17 protein-coding genes, 1 tRNA gene and 1 pseudogene are annotated in these 15,482 nt (G+C 58.4%); 12 read left to right on the forward strand and 7 right to left on the reverse strand.

All coding sequences use genetic code 11. From position 1 onward, the window contains the following. Positions 1-49 precede the first annotated feature (49 nt). From sufC to E2K80_RS06400, 6 genes are all read left to right on the forward strand, one after another. Entirely contained in the window at positions 50-805 is a 756-nt protein-coding gene (sufC, locus tag E2K80_RS06375; protein ID WP_135376499.1) for a Fe-S cluster assembly ATPase SufC, read from the forward strand. After that, complete coding sequence (sufD, locus tag E2K80_RS06380) at positions 805-2,103, forward strand: Fe-S cluster assembly protein SufD (protein ID WP_135373808.1); 1,299 nt, start codon at positions 805-807, stop codon at positions 2,101-2,103. The genes sufC and sufD overlap by 1 nt, the downstream gene beginning before the upstream one ends. Before the next feature lie 3 nt (positions 2,104-2,106). Then, positions 2,107-2,622 carry a YIP1 family protein gene (locus E2K80_RS06385; protein WP_135373810.1) on the forward strand — a complete coding sequence of 172 codons (516 nt, stop codon included), beginning with the start codon at positions 2,107-2,109 and terminating at the stop codon, positions 2,620-2,622. Then, positions 2,619-3,212, forward strand: coding sequence for a YIP1 family protein (locus E2K80_RS06390; RefSeq protein ID WP_135373812.1), 594 nt, complete (start codon positions 2,619-2,621; stop codon positions 3,210-3,212). The genes E2K80_RS06385 and E2K80_RS06390 overlap by 4 nt, the downstream gene beginning before the upstream one ends. Continuing rightward, positions 3,213-4,433, forward strand: a complete 1,221-nt coding sequence (locus E2K80_RS06395) for a cysteine desulfurase (protein ID WP_135373814.1) — start codon at positions 3,213-3,215, stop codon at positions 4,431-4,433. Between the two features lie 123 nt (positions 4,434-4,556). Then, positions 4,557-4,633, forward strand: a tRNA-Arg gene (locus tag E2K80_RS06400). Between the two features lie 43 nt (positions 4,634-4,676). On the opposite strand, the gene E2K80_RS06405 is transcribed toward E2K80_RS06400, so the two are convergent. Next, positions 4,677-5,573, reverse strand: a complete 897-nt coding sequence (locus E2K80_RS06405) for a LysR family transcriptional regulator (protein WP_135373816.1) — start codon at positions 5,571-5,573, stop codon at positions 4,677-4,679. Between the two features lie 123 nt (positions 5,574-5,696). Between E2K80_RS06405 and E2K80_RS06410 the strand changes: the two genes are divergently transcribed. The 3 genes from E2K80_RS06410 (at position 5,697) to E2K80_RS06420 (ending at position 8,561) form a co-directional block, all read left to right on the forward strand. Beyond that, the gene (locus E2K80_RS06410) at positions 5,697-6,437 is read left to right on the forward strand and encodes an SDR family oxidoreductase (protein ID WP_135373818.1); all 741 of its coding nucleotides are present in this window, start codon (positions 5,697-5,699) and stop codon (positions 6,435-6,437) included. Between the two features lie 36 nt (positions 6,438-6,473). After that, positions 6,474-7,382 (forward strand): SDR family oxidoreductase, encoded by a 909-nt coding sequence (locus E2K80_RS06415; RefSeq protein ID WP_135373820.1) that lies wholly within the window; start codon positions 6,474-6,476, stop codon positions 7,380-7,382. Between the two features lie 189 nt (positions 7,383-7,571). Then, complete coding sequence (locus E2K80_RS06420; protein WP_238475671.1) at positions 7,572-8,561, forward strand: LysR family transcriptional regulator; 990 nt, start codon at positions 7,572-7,574, stop codon at positions 8,559-8,561. A 154-nt stretch (positions 8,562-8,715) separates the two neighbouring features. On the opposite strand, the gene map is transcribed toward E2K80_RS06420, so the two are convergent. The 4 genes from map to E2K80_RS06440 all read right to left on the reverse strand — a co-directional run bounded on the left by map (position 8,716) and on the right by E2K80_RS06440 (position 11,122). Continuing rightward, entirely contained in the window at positions 8,716-9,483 is a 768-nt protein-coding gene (gene map, locus E2K80_RS06425; RefSeq protein WP_135373822.1) for a type I methionyl aminopeptidase, read from the reverse strand. Position 9,484: 1 nt separating this feature from the next. Beyond that, positions 9,485-9,691, reverse strand: a complete 207-nt coding sequence (locus E2K80_RS06430) for a ParD-like family protein (protein ID WP_135373824.1) — start codon at positions 9,689-9,691, stop codon at positions 9,485-9,487. Positions 9,692-9,831: 140 nt separating this feature from the next. After that, complete coding sequence (locus E2K80_RS06435; protein ID WP_135373826.1) at positions 9,832-10,674, reverse strand: NAD(P)H-binding protein; 843 nt, start codon at positions 10,672-10,674, stop codon at positions 9,832-9,834. Then, positions 10,667-11,122, reverse strand: coding sequence for a nuclear transport factor 2 family protein (locus tag E2K80_RS06440; protein WP_135373828.1), 456 nt, complete (start codon positions 11,120-11,122; stop codon positions 10,667-10,669). Before E2K80_RS06440 ends, E2K80_RS06435 begins: the two co-directional genes overlap by 8 nt. Before the next feature lie 58 nt (positions 11,123-11,180). Between E2K80_RS06440 and E2K80_RS06445 the strand changes: the two genes are divergently transcribed. Further along, positions 11,181-11,810 carry a TetR/AcrR family transcriptional regulator gene (locus E2K80_RS06445; RefSeq protein WP_135373830.1) on the forward strand — a complete coding sequence of 210 codons (630 nt, stop codon included), beginning with the start codon at positions 11,181-11,183 and terminating at the stop codon, positions 11,808-11,810. Here the strand turns inward: E2K80_RS06445 and E2K80_RS06450 are convergent. Then, positions 11,804-12,724: an AraC family transcriptional regulator gene (locus E2K80_RS06450; RefSeq protein WP_135373832.1), complete on the reverse strand. Its 921-nt coding sequence runs from the start codon at positions 12,722-12,724 to the stop codon at positions 11,804-11,806. The genes E2K80_RS06445 and E2K80_RS06450 overlap by 7 nt on opposite strands. 97 nt (positions 12,725-12,821) lie before the next feature. On the opposite strand from E2K80_RS06450, the gene E2K80_RS06455 reads away from it, so the two are divergent. Both E2K80_RS06455 and E2K80_RS06460 read left to right on the forward strand, forming a co-directional pair. After that, positions 12,822-13,595, forward strand: a complete 774-nt coding sequence (locus E2K80_RS06455; RefSeq protein ID WP_135373834.1) for an SDR family oxidoreductase — start codon at positions 12,822-12,824, stop codon at positions 13,593-13,595. 16 nt (positions 13,596-13,611) lie between these two features. Further along, entirely contained in the window at positions 13,612-14,460 is an 849-nt protein-coding gene (locus E2K80_RS06460; RefSeq protein WP_135373836.1) for an NmrA family NAD(P)-binding protein, read from the forward strand. A 45-nt stretch (positions 14,461-14,505) separates the two neighbouring features. Here E2K80_RS06460 and E2K80_RS06465 read toward each other — a convergent pair. Then, positions 14,506-15,314, reverse strand: a pseudogene (locus E2K80_RS06465) (IS5 family transposase). Positions 15,315-15,482 lie beyond the last annotated feature (168 nt).

The raw sequence follows: 15,482 nt of genomic DNA on the forward strand, positions 1-15,482 counted from the left end.
CAGGCCCGGATGCGACCGGGTCGCCATGACAGATGAGAAGAGAGAAAAGATGTTAGAGATCAAGAACCTGCATGTATCCCTTGAGGAAGAGGACAAGGTGATCCTGAAGGGTGTGGACCTGACGGTTGAGACCGGGAAGGTGCATGCGATCATGGGACCCAACGGGTCGGGTAAATCGACGCTCAGCTATGTGTTGTCCGGTCGCGATGGCTATGAGGTGACCGAAGGGTCGGCCATGCTGGAAGGCGCGGATATTCTGGATATGGACCCCGAGGAACGCGCCGCTGCCGGCCTGTTTCTGGCGTTTCAATACCCGGTCGAGATCCCCGGTGTCGGCAACATGACCTTCCTGCGCACGGCAGTGAATGCACAGCGCAAGGCGCGCGGCGAGGAAGAGATGAGCGCCGCCGAATTCCTGAAAGTGATCCGTGCGAAAGCCAAGGCGCTGAAAATCGACGCCGACATGCTGAAACGCCCGGTGAATGTGGGCTTTTCCGGCGGGGAGAAAAAGCGCAACGAAATCCTGCAAATGGCGATGCTGGAACCGAAAATGTGCATTCTGGATGAAACCGATTCAGGGCTTGATGTGGATGCGATGAAACTGGTTGCCGAAGGGGTGAATGCGCTCCGCGATGCGGGCCGTGGTTTTCTGGTAATCACCCATTATCAACGCCTGCTGGACCATATCAAACCCGATTTCGTGCATATCATGGCCGATGGCCAGATCGTGAGAACCGGCGGCCCGGAACTGGCCCTGGAGGTGGAACAGAACGGATATGCCGATATTCTGGCGGAGGTGGCGTAATGGGGATGGCCCAAGCCAAAAAAGACCTCACAGAGACCCGGCTGGCTGATCTGAAAAGACCTGACGGTGCGGTCTGGGCCAATGAGGCCCGCGCGGCGGCCGAGGCGCGGCTGCGTCTGGCCGGCCTGCCCACACGGCGCGACGAATACTGGAAATTCACCGATCCCGCGACGCTGACGGCAGCAGATGCCGGACAGGCGGCGATCTTTGATGCCGGTGACGAGGTTCCGCTTTATGACGGGATCGACCGGCTGAAACTGGTGTTTGTGGATGGTGTCTTTGATGCCGATGCCAGCGATGATCTGACGCTGGAAGGGGTTGAGATCGAGCTTTTGCCCGAGGCTCTGACAAAAGACATCCACTGGGCGAAAGGCCTGTATGGCGTGCTGGAAGAGCGGGGCCAGACTCCGGTTCTGCGCCCGCTTGCGGCGATGAACACGGCCTATGCCACCGCCGGCGTGGTGATCCGCGCCACGGCCAAGGTCACGAAACCGATCAGCCTGACCTATCTGCATGAAGCTGAAACCTCGGATGCGATCCTGCACAATCTGATCAGGGTTGAAGAGGGGGCCGAGGTGACGGTTCTGGAAAATGGCCCCGCCGCTGCGCGTTTCAACAAATGCATGGAGGTCGAGATTGCCGATGGCGGCAGCTTCCATCATGTCCGGGCCCAGGGGCGGGATCATGAACGCCGGGCGATGACACATATGTTTTCCCGCCTTGGCGCGCGGTCGACCTTCAAATCCTTCACCCTGACCGCCAATGGCGTGCTGACGCGCAACGAGAACATTATCGAGATTACCGGCGATGATGCGGTGGCCCATGTGGCCGGCGCTGCACTTGGGGATGGTGCAAACGGTGCCTTCCATCATGATGATACGGTGTTCATCACCCATGATGCGGAACGTTGCGAAAGCCGTCAGGTGTTCAAGAAAGTGCTGCGCAATGGCGCCGAAGGGGTGTTTCAGGGCAAGATTCTGGTCAAACAGGGCGCGCAGAAAACTGATGGCTATCAGTTGAGCCAGGCCCTGCTGCTGGATGAGGACAGCAGTTTTCAGGCCAAACCAGAACTGGAGATTTACGCCGATGACGTGATCTGTTCCCACGGGTCCACCACCGGCGCAATTGACGAGGAAGGGCTGTTCTATCTCCGCTCACGCGGGGTGCCCGAAGATGCGGCAACGGATTTGCTGGTTCTGGCCTTCCTGGCCGAGGCGATCGAAGAGATCGAGGATGATCGCCTGCGCGAGGATATCCTGTTGCGCCTGCATCAGTGGCTGGAGCGGCGGCGGGGTTAACCCATGACGGTCACAACCGATATTGTCCAAAGCTGGCGGCGCCCGCGCCGGGTGCTGCGCCGCCTGCTGGATACGGGCCGCCGCGAGGACCGCGCGCTGGTCTATCTGATGCTGGCCTGTCTGCTGATCTTCGTGGCGCAATGGCCCCGCCTGCAGCGAGAGGCGGTTTTATCCACCGATGTGCCGCTTGAGGCGCTGATCGCGGGCGCGTTGTTCGGCTGGCTTTTCGTGGCGCCGCTGGCGATTTACGGGCTTGGCACGCTCAGCCATCTGCTGGCCCGTATTCTGGGCGGGCAGGGCAGCAATTATTCCGCGCGGCTGGCGCTGTTCTGGTCGCTTCTGGCGACCAGCCCGGGGTTTCTGTTTCACGGTCTGGTCATGGGGATGATCGGGCCGGGGCCTGCGCAAACCGTGGTTGGGTTTGCCCTGCTCTTGGCCTTTCTGGTGATCTGGGGCATGACGCTGATTGAGGCCGAACAGGCCCCGGAAAAACAGAATTGCAAGACAGGGTTGAGATGACCGATACCGCCACATTGGGCGCGCTGTTGCGGTTGGCGCGCCACACGGTTGCAAACCCGCGCGAAGGGGCCGCGACGATGTTGAGCTTTGCACCCTCACGTCAGGCGCTGTGGCTGATGTTTGCCCTGGTGGTCGTGCTCAGCACGTTTTTTGGCGCCATCCTCGGTTTGTTGCGCATCCGGGGCGATGACGCGGTGATGGCGTTTTCACCGGTCTTTCTGGGCCTGACCCTGGGGGTGATCCTGTTTGTCGCGATGCATGCGATCTATCGCATCGGGCGGGCCTTTGGTGGCACCGGCCGGTTCGAGGAAACCATGCTGCTGGTGATCTGGCTGCAATCCATCCTGACCTGCGTGCTGCTGCTGCGGATTCTGGCCCTGCTTGTACTGCCCTGGCTGGAACCGATCCTGGTGCTGGCCGAACTTGCGCTGCTGTTCTGGCTGCTGATCCATTTTATTGCGGTGCTGCACGGGTTCCAATCGCTTGGGCAGGTTTTTGTCATGGTGATCCTGTCGATCATCGGCATCGCGTTTCTGGCTGGTGTGATCTTTGAAATTCTGGGTGTGCCGATACCGCAAGGGGGCCTTTAGATGTATGATGTGCAGGACATCCGTACCGATTTTCCGATCCTCGGGCGGCAGGTGCATGGCAAACCGCTGGTCTATCTGGATAATGGCGCCTCGGCCCAGAAACCGCAGGTGGTGATTGATGCGATCACCCGGGCCTATGGGATGGAATATGCCAATGTGCATCGCGGGCTGCATTATCTGAGCAATCTGGCGACCGAAAAATACGAGGCCGTGCGCGGCACCATCGCGCGCTTTCTGGGGGCGACGGATGAGGCGGAGATCGTCTTTACCTCCGGTACAACCGAAGGGATCAATCTGGTTGCCTATGGCTGGGCCATGCCGCGGATGCAGGCGGGGGATGAAATCATCCTCAGCGTGGCGGAACATCACGCCAATATCGTGCCCTGGCATTTCCTGCGCGACCGCCAGGGGGTGAAGCTGATCTGGGTCGATGTGGATGCCAATGGCGATCTGGACCCCGAGGCGGTTCTGGCCGCCATCACACCGCGCACCAGACTGATCGCCCTGACCCATATGTCGAATGTTCTGGGTACGGTGGTGGATGTCAAAACCGTGGTCGCCGGGGCCCATGCCCGCAATGTGCCGGTGTTGCTGGATGGCAGCCAGGCGGCGGTGCATATGCCGGTGAATGTGGAGGAGATCGGCGCCGATTTCTATGCCATCACCGGCCACAAGCTTTATGGCCCGTCCGGTTCGGGCGCGATTCATATCCGCAAGGAGCGGATGGCCGAAATGCGGCCGTTCATGGGCGGCGGCGATATGATCCGCGAGGTGCAGAAAGACAAGATCATCTGGGCCGATCCGCCGATGAAATTCGAGGCCGGCACGCCGGGTATCGTGCAGCAGATCGGGTTTGGCGTGGCCCTGGACTATATGATGGGTGTGGGGATGACGGCGATTGCCGCCCATGAACGCGCCCTCACGAACTATGCGCGCACCCGGCTGGACGGTCTGAACTGGCTGAATGTGCAGGGAAATTCCGCCACGAAAGGCGCGATCTTCTCGTTCACACTGCACGGGACGGCCCATGCCCATGACATTTCCACCATTCTCGACAAGAAAGGCGTTGCCGTGCGCGCCGGCCATCACTGCGCCCAACCGCTGATGGACCATCTGGGCGTCACCGCCACCTGCCGGGCCAGTTTCGGAATGTACAACACCGAGGCCGAGGTCGACGCATTGGTCGACGCGCTGGAACTGGCCCATGAGCTGTTCGCCTGAGCGTGGGCCACAAGGGCAGGGGCCAGTTTCAGACAGCCCCGGACAAGCGGCATCCTGCAACGCCCGATATGCAAGGTTCCCGATTGCAGCCCCGCCAACATCCCGCTATAGCTCCCGATATCAGCACCCGTAGCTCAGCTGGATAGAGCGCCGCCCTCCGAAGGCGGAGGCCAGAGGTTCGAATCCTCTCGGGTGCGCCATTTTCGCTTTTATTACAGTGCTTTAAATGCCCCCCCCGCAAGCTCACATAAACTTGCTGTCTTGGAACGACCTCACGGCCCAGTCGATAAAGACCCGGACCCGCGACGAAAGCTGGCGACTTCGCGGATATAGAAGGGAGATCGGCACAGTTGGAATGGGAAAGTCGGGCAGAACCTGAACGAGCCTTCCATGCCTGAGATCTTCGTCGATATGGAACAACGGCATTTGTGCCAGACCTAGACCAAGCAATGTGGATAGACGGTAACTCTCCGGGCCGTTAACCGAAACCTGTGTCGATGGTGTCAGACTCTGGATTTTGCCATCTACAAAAAAATCAAGCGGTAAGACTGCACCAGTCGACATCGGCCATATCCCGGCCATTTTGTGGGTCTCCAAATCAGTCAGAGCGGTCGGTGTGCCAAATGTTCTAAGATACTCGGGTGCTGCACAGGTGATCCGCTTAACGCGGCCGAGCGGCCTTACGATCAGGTCACTGTCAGGAAGTTCGCCCCAGCGCAGCGCGCAATCGACACCTTCTTCAACCAGATCCACCCACCGATCCCGTTCGCTGATGGCAAGCTCGATCTCAGGGTAAGCTGCGAGGAATTCTGGCAGGACCGGCAGAATGAAATGTCTGGCCACTGTGCCTTGAACCTCAATCCGCAGCAGACCCTTTGGTGGTGCATTTGCAAAGGCACTGTCCGCATCCTCGACATCACCCAGGATCGAAAGACATCGCTGATAATAGGCCTGACCGTCCAGAGTCGGACGCACAACGCGCGTCGTGCGATGCAGCAGTTGCACACCTAGCCTGCCTTCCATCTGCTTGATCACTTCCGTCGCCGTGGATCGCGGCACTCCGGTGTCATGCGCGGCCTCCGTAAAGCTGCGCCGTTCAACGATCCGCACAAAGAGCTGCATCGCATCAAACCGATCCATCGCGTCCTCATTGTTCGTATTTACCGAATAGTGATGTCAAAACTTACCCCATTATCCCGCTCAATCAAAGGCGTAAATGCAGGTCATCGCCAGCATGGGGCTGGCAAATGGAAAGGAAACACCATGACCGATGCAAAATCCAAGACAGCGATTGTCACCGGCGCGTCCCGCGGAATTGGGGCTGCCGTTGCGGAACGCCTGGCCTCTGATGGCTTAAACGTCATCGTCAACTACGCCGGCAACGAAACTGCTGCGGCAGAAGTAGTGCAGAAGATCGAGTCCGCAGGCGGCAAGGCGATCACCGCTCAAACGGATGTGTCCGACGCTGACGCAGTACGACGGATGTTCGATGCCGCGGAAACCGCGTTCGGAGGGGTTGATGTCCTTGTGAACAACGCAGGTATTATGAAACTGGCCAAGATCGTCGACAGCGACGATGCCCTGTTTGACGCGCATATTGCCGTCAATCTCAAGGGCACTTTCAACACGCTGCGCGAGGCAGCGGCCCGGCTGCGGAATGACGGAACAATCATCAACTTCTCGACCAGTGTAGTCGGCACAAAGCTGGAGACTTACGGCGTCTACACTGCGACCAAGGCGGCTATCGAGACGCTGACCGGCATCCTTTCCAAGGAGCTGCGCGGGCGCAACATCACGGTCAACGCCGTGGCGCCCGGGCCAACGGCGACCGATCTGTTTCTGGACGGCAAGCCGCCAGAGCTGATTGAGCGTTTCGCAAAGATGGTCCCGCTCGAACGGCTCGGCGAACCCCGCGACATTGCCAATGTCGTTTCGTTTCTGGCCGGGCAGGACGGCGCTTGGGTCAACGGGCAGACATTACGTGCAAACGGCGGGTTGGTCTGAACGGGCCAACCCCATTCGAAATCATGGAGTTATCAAATGACAAAAGGATCAGAAAAACAGATTATCGTCGTCACCGGCGCATCAAGCGGTTTTGGCGAAATGACAGCCTACGCTCTGGCCGATGCGGGGCACACTGTTTACGCGTCCATGCGCGGCACGGGCGGCCATAACGCAGAGAAGGCCAGCGCCGCCAAGAACTACGCCAGCAAGAACGACGTCGATTTACGCGTGGTCGAGATTGATGTGGTGGACGACGCCTCCGTCGCCGCTGGGATCGATCAGATCTTTGATGAGGCGGGCCGCCTTGACGTGATCGTTCACAACGCGGGCCATATGTCGTTCGGCCCGGCGGAGGCGTTCACGCCAGAACAGATGGCGCAGCTTTACGACATCAATGTGCTATCGACCCAACGCGTGATGCGGTCGGCGCTGCCTAGGATGCGGGCACAGGGCCAAGGCCTTATCGTCTGGGTATCATCCAGCAGTGCGCGCGGTGGCACGCCGCCGTTTCTGTCACCCTACTTTGCGGCCAAGGCGGGTATGGACTCTCTCGCGGTGTCCTACGCCTCCGAACTGGCCCGCTGGGGGATCGAAACCTCGATCATGGTGCCGGGCGCCTTCACCGCCGGCACCAATCACTTCGCCCATGCCGGGCAGCCCGACGACCAGCCGGTTGCCGACGCCTATCTGACCGGCCCCTATGGTGACGTTCCTTCGCTGGCGCTCGACGGGCTGCGGTCGCTTGAGCCCGCCGACGCAGACCCGTCCGCCGTGGCGCAGGGCATCGTCGACATTGTGAACGCGCCGTTCGGCAAGCGACCGTTCCGGGTTCATGTCGATCCGTCACACGATGGGTCCGAGGTTGTCAGCGGTGTCGCGGATCGGGTCCGGGCAGAGATGTTCCGGCGGATCGGGCTGGAAGATCTGCTTTCCCCTGCTGTTTGAAAGCAGAACACCGCCTTTGGGTCGGATAGTGCCAGGCATGTCCAGGCGCAATGATTTCGATCAATAGCCCCGACACGGTCATGGGCATTCGTGTTGGGCGCCTGCCCGAGCAGTTGCTGGAATCTCGCATTACCCAACGAAATAGCATGCACTGTCCTGATGATGGCACGCGTTAGATGGAAAAGAAGGATGGCGATAGAACTGAAGCATCTTCGATACGCTATAGCGGCCGCCGAGCATCACAGCTTTCGGCGCGCAGCGAATGTCATCGGGGTTCATCAGTCCGCTATCAGTCGGCGAATTCGAGACTTGGAAGACCAGCTTGGTGTATCGCTCTTTAACCGGCATTCCGGAGGCGTGGAGCTAACCTATGCCGGGCAGAATTTCATCGAACACGCGCGACCTGCAATGGGCCAGATAGGGTGTGCTGCCAGCTTGGCTGATGCTTGCGGGTCCGGAAGTGCGGGGCTCGTCCGCGTTGGAATTTTCTCATCGCTGTCTTCTGGATTCATTTCCGATTTGCTGCGCACCTATGAGCGCAGACATTCCGACGTTCGCCTCGATTTTGTCGAGGGTGCGCCAAGCGACCATCTTTCCGCGATCCGCCAGTACAAGATGGACATCGCATTTCTAACGGGGGCTACCACACCAATTGGCTGCGAGGGCCAACACCTTTGGACAGAGCGCGTCTTCGTTGTTCTTCCGACTGACGATGTGTTGGCCAACAAGGGCGAACTGGTCTGGGCCGATCTGCGCAACAGACATTTCATTGTAAGCAATTCCGATCCAGGGCCTGAAATTCACAGTTACTTGGTCAAGCATCTTGCACAGCTTGGCCACAATCCCAGCATCGAAAATTGTGCTGTAGGGAGAGACAACCTCATGCAGCTCGTCTCCTTTGGGAGGGGCCTGACACTCACCAGTGAAGCAACAACAGGCACAACTTTTCCGGGCACGATTTATCGCTTATTGGTCGGTGAGGAACTTCCGTTCTGCGCAATCTGGTCGTCAAAGAACGACAATCCCGCACTTCGCCGTTTGCTCAGCCTTGCCAGAGTAATGGCAAAACGTAACCAACTGCAGAGCGGCGCGGCGCGCCATCCTAAAGTGGAAAGCGATGTGACGACCGGTCGCTCTTTGGCGAAGTCCAAGGAGCCTATGCGAAGACCCGGTCTGTAGTCGCATACATTGGTGCGCTCCGCTTTTGAAGTCGGCGAAGTTCCTTGGTCAGCGAGGCACCGAGTTGGTGATTCAAGACAAAAAGCATTTGCCCCTGACGCGCCGAGCTAAGCGATATCAAAGCCTTACTTTCGAAAAGCAGCTTTCCGATATCTTAGGGTATCGGTACTTCGTCTCCTCGCAGGGTCAAAACCTCAACGCCATTTTTCGTAACCGCGACCGTATGCTCAAACTGGGCGGAGAGCTTTCTGTCTTTAGTTACGACTGTCCAACCATCGCTCTCTGTCGCGACTTTGCGGCTTCCCTTGTTGATCATCGGCTCGACGGTGAAGACCATGCCTTCCCGCAGCTTCAAGCCCGTTCCCGGTCGTCCGAAGTTCAGCACCTGTGGTTCCTCGTGCATTTCGCGACCGATGCCGTGTCCGCAATATTCCCGCACAACCGAGCAACCGTTCTTTTTGGCGTATCTCTCGATCGCGAAGCCGATGTCTCCCAAGTGTGCTCCGGGCCGCACCTGCCTTATGCCTTGCCACATCGCCTCTTGGGCGATCCGTACCAGCCGTTTGGCAGCAGGTGGGGCATTGCCGACCAGATAGGTCTTGCTTGAATCCGCTATGTAGCCGTTCTTTTCGAGCGTGATATCGAAATTGACGATATCGCCGTCACGGATGATCTCGTTGGGGTTTGGTACGCCGTGGCAAACAACGTGGTTGATCGAACAGTTCAGGACATATTCGAAATCATACTGGCCCTTGCTGGCCGGGCGGGCGTCGAGGTCGACGGTGATAAAACGGTCGACCAGATCGTTGACCTGCAAGGTCGACATGCCTTCCAGATTTTGTCTGTCCAGCATCTCGAACACCGACGCCAGCAATCTGCCGGATACGCGCATCAGATCCAGTTCATCGGGGGTCTTTACCATTTTACGCTGCCGCTACCTCGGCGACACGCACCTGCGCTGCTTCCAATTGCATCTTGACGATGTCGTTGAAGGACAGGGTCGGGTTTGCCTCGGCCAACATGCCGATCTTGATCCAGAACTCTGCCTGGGCGTTGATGGATCTGCACAACACGGCGCTGGCTCGACGGACCTCTTCATGCAGATCGTCGTTGATTTTCACGATGCCCATCATTGTCTCCCTGAGTTCAAAATATACGGAACGTATACGTTTCGTATGGTCATTTGTCAATCTGATGTTGAGAAACATAGTCGCGTGCGTTCATGAAAAGCATTGAGTCGTTTGGTTCTCGCTATGGGCGATGCCGTACGTCACCTCTTACTCCAAACACCCGAATTGGCGGCGATGAACTCCTCCAGCGCGTGCGCTGGTCGTCCGGCCATGCGCGGCACGGCGTCAGTGACGCGGTCTTCTGAACCTGCCGCGATGGCCGCATCTATCTGTGCAAGTGTCCGGGCATAGGGCTCCGGCAGGCCGGACTGGTCCATATGTCGCGCGGCAAGTTCATCGACGCTCAGGTGATGGTGCTTGACCGGGTGCTTCAGCGCATCGCTGAGCGTTTGCGCGACAGCATCGTAACTGAGTGCAGCAGGTCCAGTCAGGATGATGTCGCCTGAGACACATTCTGGCTTGGTCAGTGCTTCGACTGCGACGGCGGCAATATCTTCCGCATCGATAAACCCAATTCGGCCTTCATCTGTTGCGGTATAGATCGCGCCCTCATCGCGGATGGTCGCAAGGTGCTGACCATCGGAGAAATTCTGCATGAACCATGTTGGACGCAGAACGACCCATTCAGGCGCGTGGTCGCGCAGCCAGGCATGCACTGCACCCATCATTGGGCCTCCCGCCTCCAGTGAGGATGCGCTGAGCAGGACAAAGCGTTTGACGCCACTGCGGATCGCGAGCTCCATGAACGGGGTCATCACAGGCAAAGGTTCTGCCACACCGCTGGGCGCGACGAGGTAGATGCTTTTGATGTCTTCCAGCGCTGCGGGCCACGTCGTCTCGACTGTCCAGTCGAAGCGGATCTGGTCTGCGGCACTCGGAGTGCGTGTTGCGACACGATACCGAAGGCCACGCTCCGAAAGCTGGGCGGAAACACGACCCCCGGTCGTGCCGGTCCCGCCAGTGACAAGGATTATATCACGCACGGGTAAAACCCTCCCCTTCAGGCTCGGGAACCGCGTCGCCCGTCGCGGCGAGTGTAATCCGTGGATCCCAGTAATCGGCGTAGTAGATAATCCTGCCGTCGCGTGTTTTGATGACTGATATCCACTTCTGATCGTAGGGCGCACCGGTCCGCCCTTCACCGCTGCCGCGAAACTCCAGCACGACCTTGTTGGGGTCCGCCATTTCACTGACCCGCAGATCAAAGAAATCGTCGATGCGGATCAGGTCGGGCAAAGCCATAAGATACCGCGCCAAGGCATCGCGCCCGTCGATGCGGGCGATGAATCCTGGCGGCGCATAGGGCGCTTCAAACACACAGTCCTCGGCGAACATGTCGATGAAATCCTCCGCCTCCGGAGCAAGCCGGGTGCCGAGCCCTTCACGCAGGATATCGGTCAGTCCTTCAAAACGGGTGTGTTGGGCAGTCATTGACAAGTCTCCCTTTTGGATGGAACGGTGTCGTATCGACCATATAGGAGATTAACGGATGGAACGCAACCGTTCCGACGGAGATTTGACGATGAACGCATCCCCGCGTGCGCCTAGTGGGGCGGCCGTGATGCGCCCGTCCGTGACCGATGCCCTCACCCGCGCGTTTTTTGAAGAATGGGCGCAGACCGGCCTTGGTGCGCTGAGCCTCGAACGCGTCGCCAAGCGTGCCGGCGTCGGGAAAGCGGCACTCTATCGCCGCTGGTCGTCAAAACAGGAGATGGCGATCGAACTGATCAAGGCGGTTGGCCTGACCCTGACACCCATCCCCGACAGTGGATCGCTATTGGAAGATTTGCGGCTGATCCTGTTGTCGCTGCGCCGGACTATGCGCCACCCGCTGATCCGGCGTATTTTGCCCGACTTGCATGCCGAGATGGCCAGAACCAGCGCATTGAGCGCCGAGATAAGGAACACACTGCAATATGAGCGCCGCGAACGCGGCAAGGCGATCGTCGACCGGGCCATCGCACGTGGTGAATTATCCGAAACTGCGGACCGTGATCTTGCCAATGATGCGCTTGCGAGCATTCTTTATTGGCGGATCATCGTGACCGGAGGTCGCGTCAGCAGCGTGGAAATAAACAAGATTGCGCGGTTCATCGCTGCAGGTCTTGGCCGTCAGTGAAGCAAGTGTGCACGCTCTTTGAGGTCTCTCGCATATTCTGTCGGAGGGCGTCCCACTATGCGTGTGAACGCAACGCTGAACGCGCTTGGTGAGCCATAGCCGACGCTGTAGGCGATCTCCGAAATGGAGCTGTTGCCCGCGCATAGCTTGTCCTTGGCGAGCGACATTCGCCAGTTTTGCAAATATTCCATTGGCGCCATGCCGACAACACGATTGAATTTCGCGAAGAAGGCCGACCGCGATAGCGCGGCTTCGCGCGACAAATCCTCGACCGTCCAGCCGCGTGTGGGGTCTTCGTGAATGAGGCGGATGGCCTGCGCGATCTGATCATCTGCAAGCCCGCGCACGAGTCCTGCAAAGCCACCTTCATCAGGCAGCGCGCGAAAGGCTTCGATGCAGAGGACTTCGAGCAAACGATCAAGGATCACATTGCGCGCACTGCGCCGATTTCGATACTCATCATCCACCAAACCCGCGAGCGCGGCCAGGCGATCACTTTTCCGGATAATGACAATCTGCGGCAAGAGCGAGACCAGCAAGGACGCGTCTGGTGAGCCAAAGAGGCAATACCCGATCATCATCCTGACATCGATCGGCGCATCCGGCTCGCCTACGCGATATTCTCCGCCGGACAGATCAACGGGAAGCACCGAAAGGGCATCGCCAGTCACCGCGATCTTGCTCGATACCGTGAAATCGGCAGCCGAGGGGACCAACAGGAAGTCGCCGGCTTCAATGGTGACTTCCGCCTGTCCATCCGCCTGGAATCGAAAGCCCCCATCCAGCGCCAATCCATAAAAGACCCGGTCGGTGACTTCACGGCGCACACGCCACGCGCCGCCGCCATACACCAGCTTCATCGCGGCAGGCTGTGGTTGCAGCAGAGAAATCACATCAGTCAGTGGATCAGTCATATCAGGACTATCGCAAATGAATACCGGATTTTCAACTATCGATAGTTCACATTTCGACCCCTAGTTTGGTGTCAGACGATAGAAATAGGAGGTCACAATGAACACCGTACTCATTACAGGATGTTCTTCCGGCTTCGGGCTGGAGACGGCATTGTATTTTCTCGACAAAGGATGGTCCGTCATCGCGACGATGCGCACCCCGCGCGAGGATTTTTTCCCGCCAAGCGATCGCTTGCGGGTGCTGCCACTGGACACAACCGATCAAGGCAGCATCGCCGCCGCCATGGAAACTGCCGGCCCCATCGATGTGCTGGTCAACAACGCCGGTATTGGCATGCTGAGCGCCGTCGAGGGCACCGACATGACCGAGATCCGCGCCATCTTCGAGACCAACACGCTTGGCACGATCGCCATGACAAAAGCGGTCTTGCCAGCCTTCCGGCAGCGCGGTTCGGGCGTCATCGTGAACGTCAATACGAGCACGACGATGAAGCCGTTTCCGCTGTTTTCGTTCTACTCCGCCAGCAAGGCGGCGATCATCGCGTTCAGCGATTGCCTCGCGCTTGAGATGGCAGAATTCGGCGTATCCGTGAAGGTCGTCATTCCTGGTCAGGCCGAGACGCGCTTTGCCGACAATGCGCAATCGCGCTCATCGGACGGTATTCCCGCGGCCTATGCGGGTTTCGCAGACAGGGCACTTGCCGGTTTGGCCACGCCTTCGGCCATAACGAAGATCGAAGACGTCACCGAAGCGATTTGGCGGGCGGCAACCGATCCGGACTGCCCCGATCATCTACCCGCGGGCGCGGATGCCTGGGCTCTCGCCAACGCGGCATCTCACACCTCATCACCCCAAACCCAAACCAACTGATCGAAAGGAAAATCTCATGTATCTTGTATTTGGAGCAACCGGAAATGTCGGCGGCGAAGTCGCGGCTCAGCTTTTGCAAAAAGGCCATGCCGTGCGTGCCTTCGTCCGAGATGAAGCCCGTGCCAGGAAGCAATTGCCGGATGGTATTGAATTTGCCGTCGGTGAGCTTGATGACCCAAAAAGCATCGCCCAAGCGACCAAAGGCGTGGATGGTGTGTTCTTCATGCAGCTCGAACCCTCCGTTGAGCAGGCGCAAAGCATGATTGATGCGGCACATGCTGCCAATGTGAAGCGGATCGCTCTGCTTTCATCGCTCGGGACCAGCCTGCAACCCTATCCAATGATCGGTGCCATGATCGCCGCGCGCGATGAGGTCTTTCACAAGTCTGATCTGGATGTCACCTATCTGCGGGCCAATGGGCTTATGTCCAACGCCCTGTGGTGGCTTGATGCGATCAAGAAAGACGGCCGCGTCGTCGACGCGACTGATCCCGGCGCACTAGCCATCGTTGATCCCTATGACGTGGCGCGGATCGCTGTGTTGGCACTGACCGAGCCGGGCCATGCGGGCCACGCCTACATCCTGAACGGCCCCGAGGCCCTGAGTGCCCGCAACCAGGTCGCGATCCTCGCTAACGCGATCGACCGACCTATTGAGTTCGTTTCGGTCACGCCCGAAGAACTTGAACAGCGACACATTGCGGAAGGCATGCCAGAGCCAAATGCCATGGCTCTGCGCAACCTCAACGAGACGTTCCGTGCAGGGCGAGCAGGCTTCCTCGCCGATGACATCGCTAACCTGACCGGCACCGCGCCGCGCACGTTCCGTGCATGGTGCGAAAAGCATGCGGATGAATTTGCATAAAATTGTTCTGGGTTGAGAACAGGCATGCAATTTGCCCAGCATTGCCTAGGCAGCGGACTCATAAAACTGGCACCATAGCCTGACGGATGCGAGTTTGATCATCGCCAAGAAGTTGGCAGATGTCTTTTCGTATCGGGTGGCTATACGGCGGAAGGAAGCTTTGAGGCGGCCAAAGAACCGCTCGATCTTGTTGCGCTCGCGATAGATATCGACGTCGAACTCGGCGGGCAGTTTGCGGTTGGATTTGGACGGGATGACGTCGATGGCGCCCTGTTCCCAGATCATCTTGCGGATCCAATCCGCGTCATATGCCTTGTCAGCCAGAACGTATTGGCCAGGTTGCAGCCCGTCCAAAAGCTGTTCGCATGGGGGTGCATCGTGGGCTTGGCCCGGCGTCAGTTCATAGCGGATCGGCAACCCGTCCTGATTGGTAAGTGCATGTATTTTCGTGGTTAACCCACCCCGCGACCGGCCCATGCAACGACGCGGGTCGTTTTTTTGAGCGTCGCTGCAGAATGGTGAACCCGAACCGATGTGCCATCCACCATCACGGTGTCGATATTGTGCGCATCGGCGACCGCCTCCATTACCCGATCCCAAATGCCCGCATAAGTCCATCGGTTGAAACGGTTGTAGATCGTTGTGTAGGGGCCGTATTGATCGGGCAAATCGCGCCACGGGATGCCTGTGCGCAAGACATAGAAGATGCCATTGATCACACGCCGATCATCGACACGCTTAACCCCTCGGCTGTTATTTGGGAGCACTGCTTTGATGAACTCCCACTCCAAATCGCTCAAATCTGACCGCGCCATTCCACTGCTCCGCATATTGTCTTGCGGGAAATGAATCATAACAGGCTGGAAACGTGAAGCTCTTTGTAAGTACGCTGCCTAGTTACCACGTCCAACATGCAGAGCTATTGGGCAGCGATGAGGGATTGGCGTGAGTTTAGCGCCAATCCCTCCTAGTCTTTCGAAAGATGTGTTCCATCCACGCCGTTCTGGTGGTGTTGGCTTAGG

It is taken from the genome of Rhodophyticola sp. CCM32, from assembly GCF_004751985.1.
Lineage (GTDB): Bacteria > Pseudomonadota > Alphaproteobacteria > Rhodobacterales > Rhodobacteraceae > Rhodophyticola.

Coding starts and splice junctions, on each gene's coding strand:
- E2K80_RS06405 (WP_135373816.1), bottom strand. CDS start 5,573: ATGGATCGGTTTGATGCGATGCAGCTCTTTGTGCGGATCGTTGAACGG.
- sufC (WP_135376499.1), top strand. CDS start 50: ATGTTAGAGATCAAGAACCTGCATGTATCCCTTGAGGAAGAGGACAAG.
- E2K80_RS06415 (WP_135373820.1), top strand. CDS start 6,474: ATGACAAAAGGATCAGAAAAACAGATTATCGTCGTCACCGGCGCATCA.
- E2K80_RS06460 (WP_135373836.1), top strand. CDS start 13,612: ATGTATCTTGTATTTGGAGCAACCGGAAATGTCGGCGGCGAAGTCGCG.
- E2K80_RS06420 (WP_238475671.1), top strand. CDS start 7,572: ATGGCGATAGAACTGAAGCATCTTCGATACGCTATAGCGGCCGCCGAG.
- map (WP_135373822.1), bottom strand. CDS start 9,483: ATGGTAAAGACCCCCGATGAACTGGATCTGATGCGCGTATCCGGCAGA.
- E2K80_RS06450 (WP_135373832.1), bottom strand. CDS start 12,724: ATGACTGATCCACTGACTGATGTGATTTCTCTGCTGCAACCACAGCCT.
- E2K80_RS06385 (WP_135373810.1), top strand. CDS start 2,107: ATGACGGTCACAACCGATATTGTCCAAAGCTGGCGGCGCCCGCGCCGG.
- E2K80_RS06395 (WP_135373814.1), top strand. CDS start 3,213: ATGTATGATGTGCAGGACATCCGTACCGATTTTCCGATCCTCGGGCGG.
- sufD (WP_135373808.1), top strand. CDS start 805: ATGGGGATGGCCCAAGCCAAAAAAGACCTCACAGAGACCCGGCTGGCT.
- E2K80_RS06455 (WP_135373834.1), top strand. CDS start 12,822: ATGAACACCGTACTCATTACAGGATGTTCTTCCGGCTTCGGGCTGGAG.
- E2K80_RS06440 (WP_135373828.1), bottom strand. CDS start 11,122: ATGACTGCCCAACACACCCGTTTTGAAGGACTGACCGATATCCTGCGT.
- E2K80_RS06390 (WP_135373812.1), top strand. CDS start 2,619: ATGACCGATACCGCCACATTGGGCGCGCTGTTGCGGTTGGCGCGCCAC.
- E2K80_RS06445 (WP_135373830.1), top strand. CDS start 11,181: ATGGAACGCAACCGTTCCGACGGAGATTTGACGATGAACGCATCCCCG.
- E2K80_RS06430 (WP_135373824.1), bottom strand. CDS start 9,691: ATGGGCATCGTGAAAATCAACGACGATCTGCATGAAGAGGTCCGTCGA.
- E2K80_RS06410 (WP_135373818.1), top strand. CDS start 5,697: ATGACCGATGCAAAATCCAAGACAGCGATTGTCACCGGCGCGTCCCGC.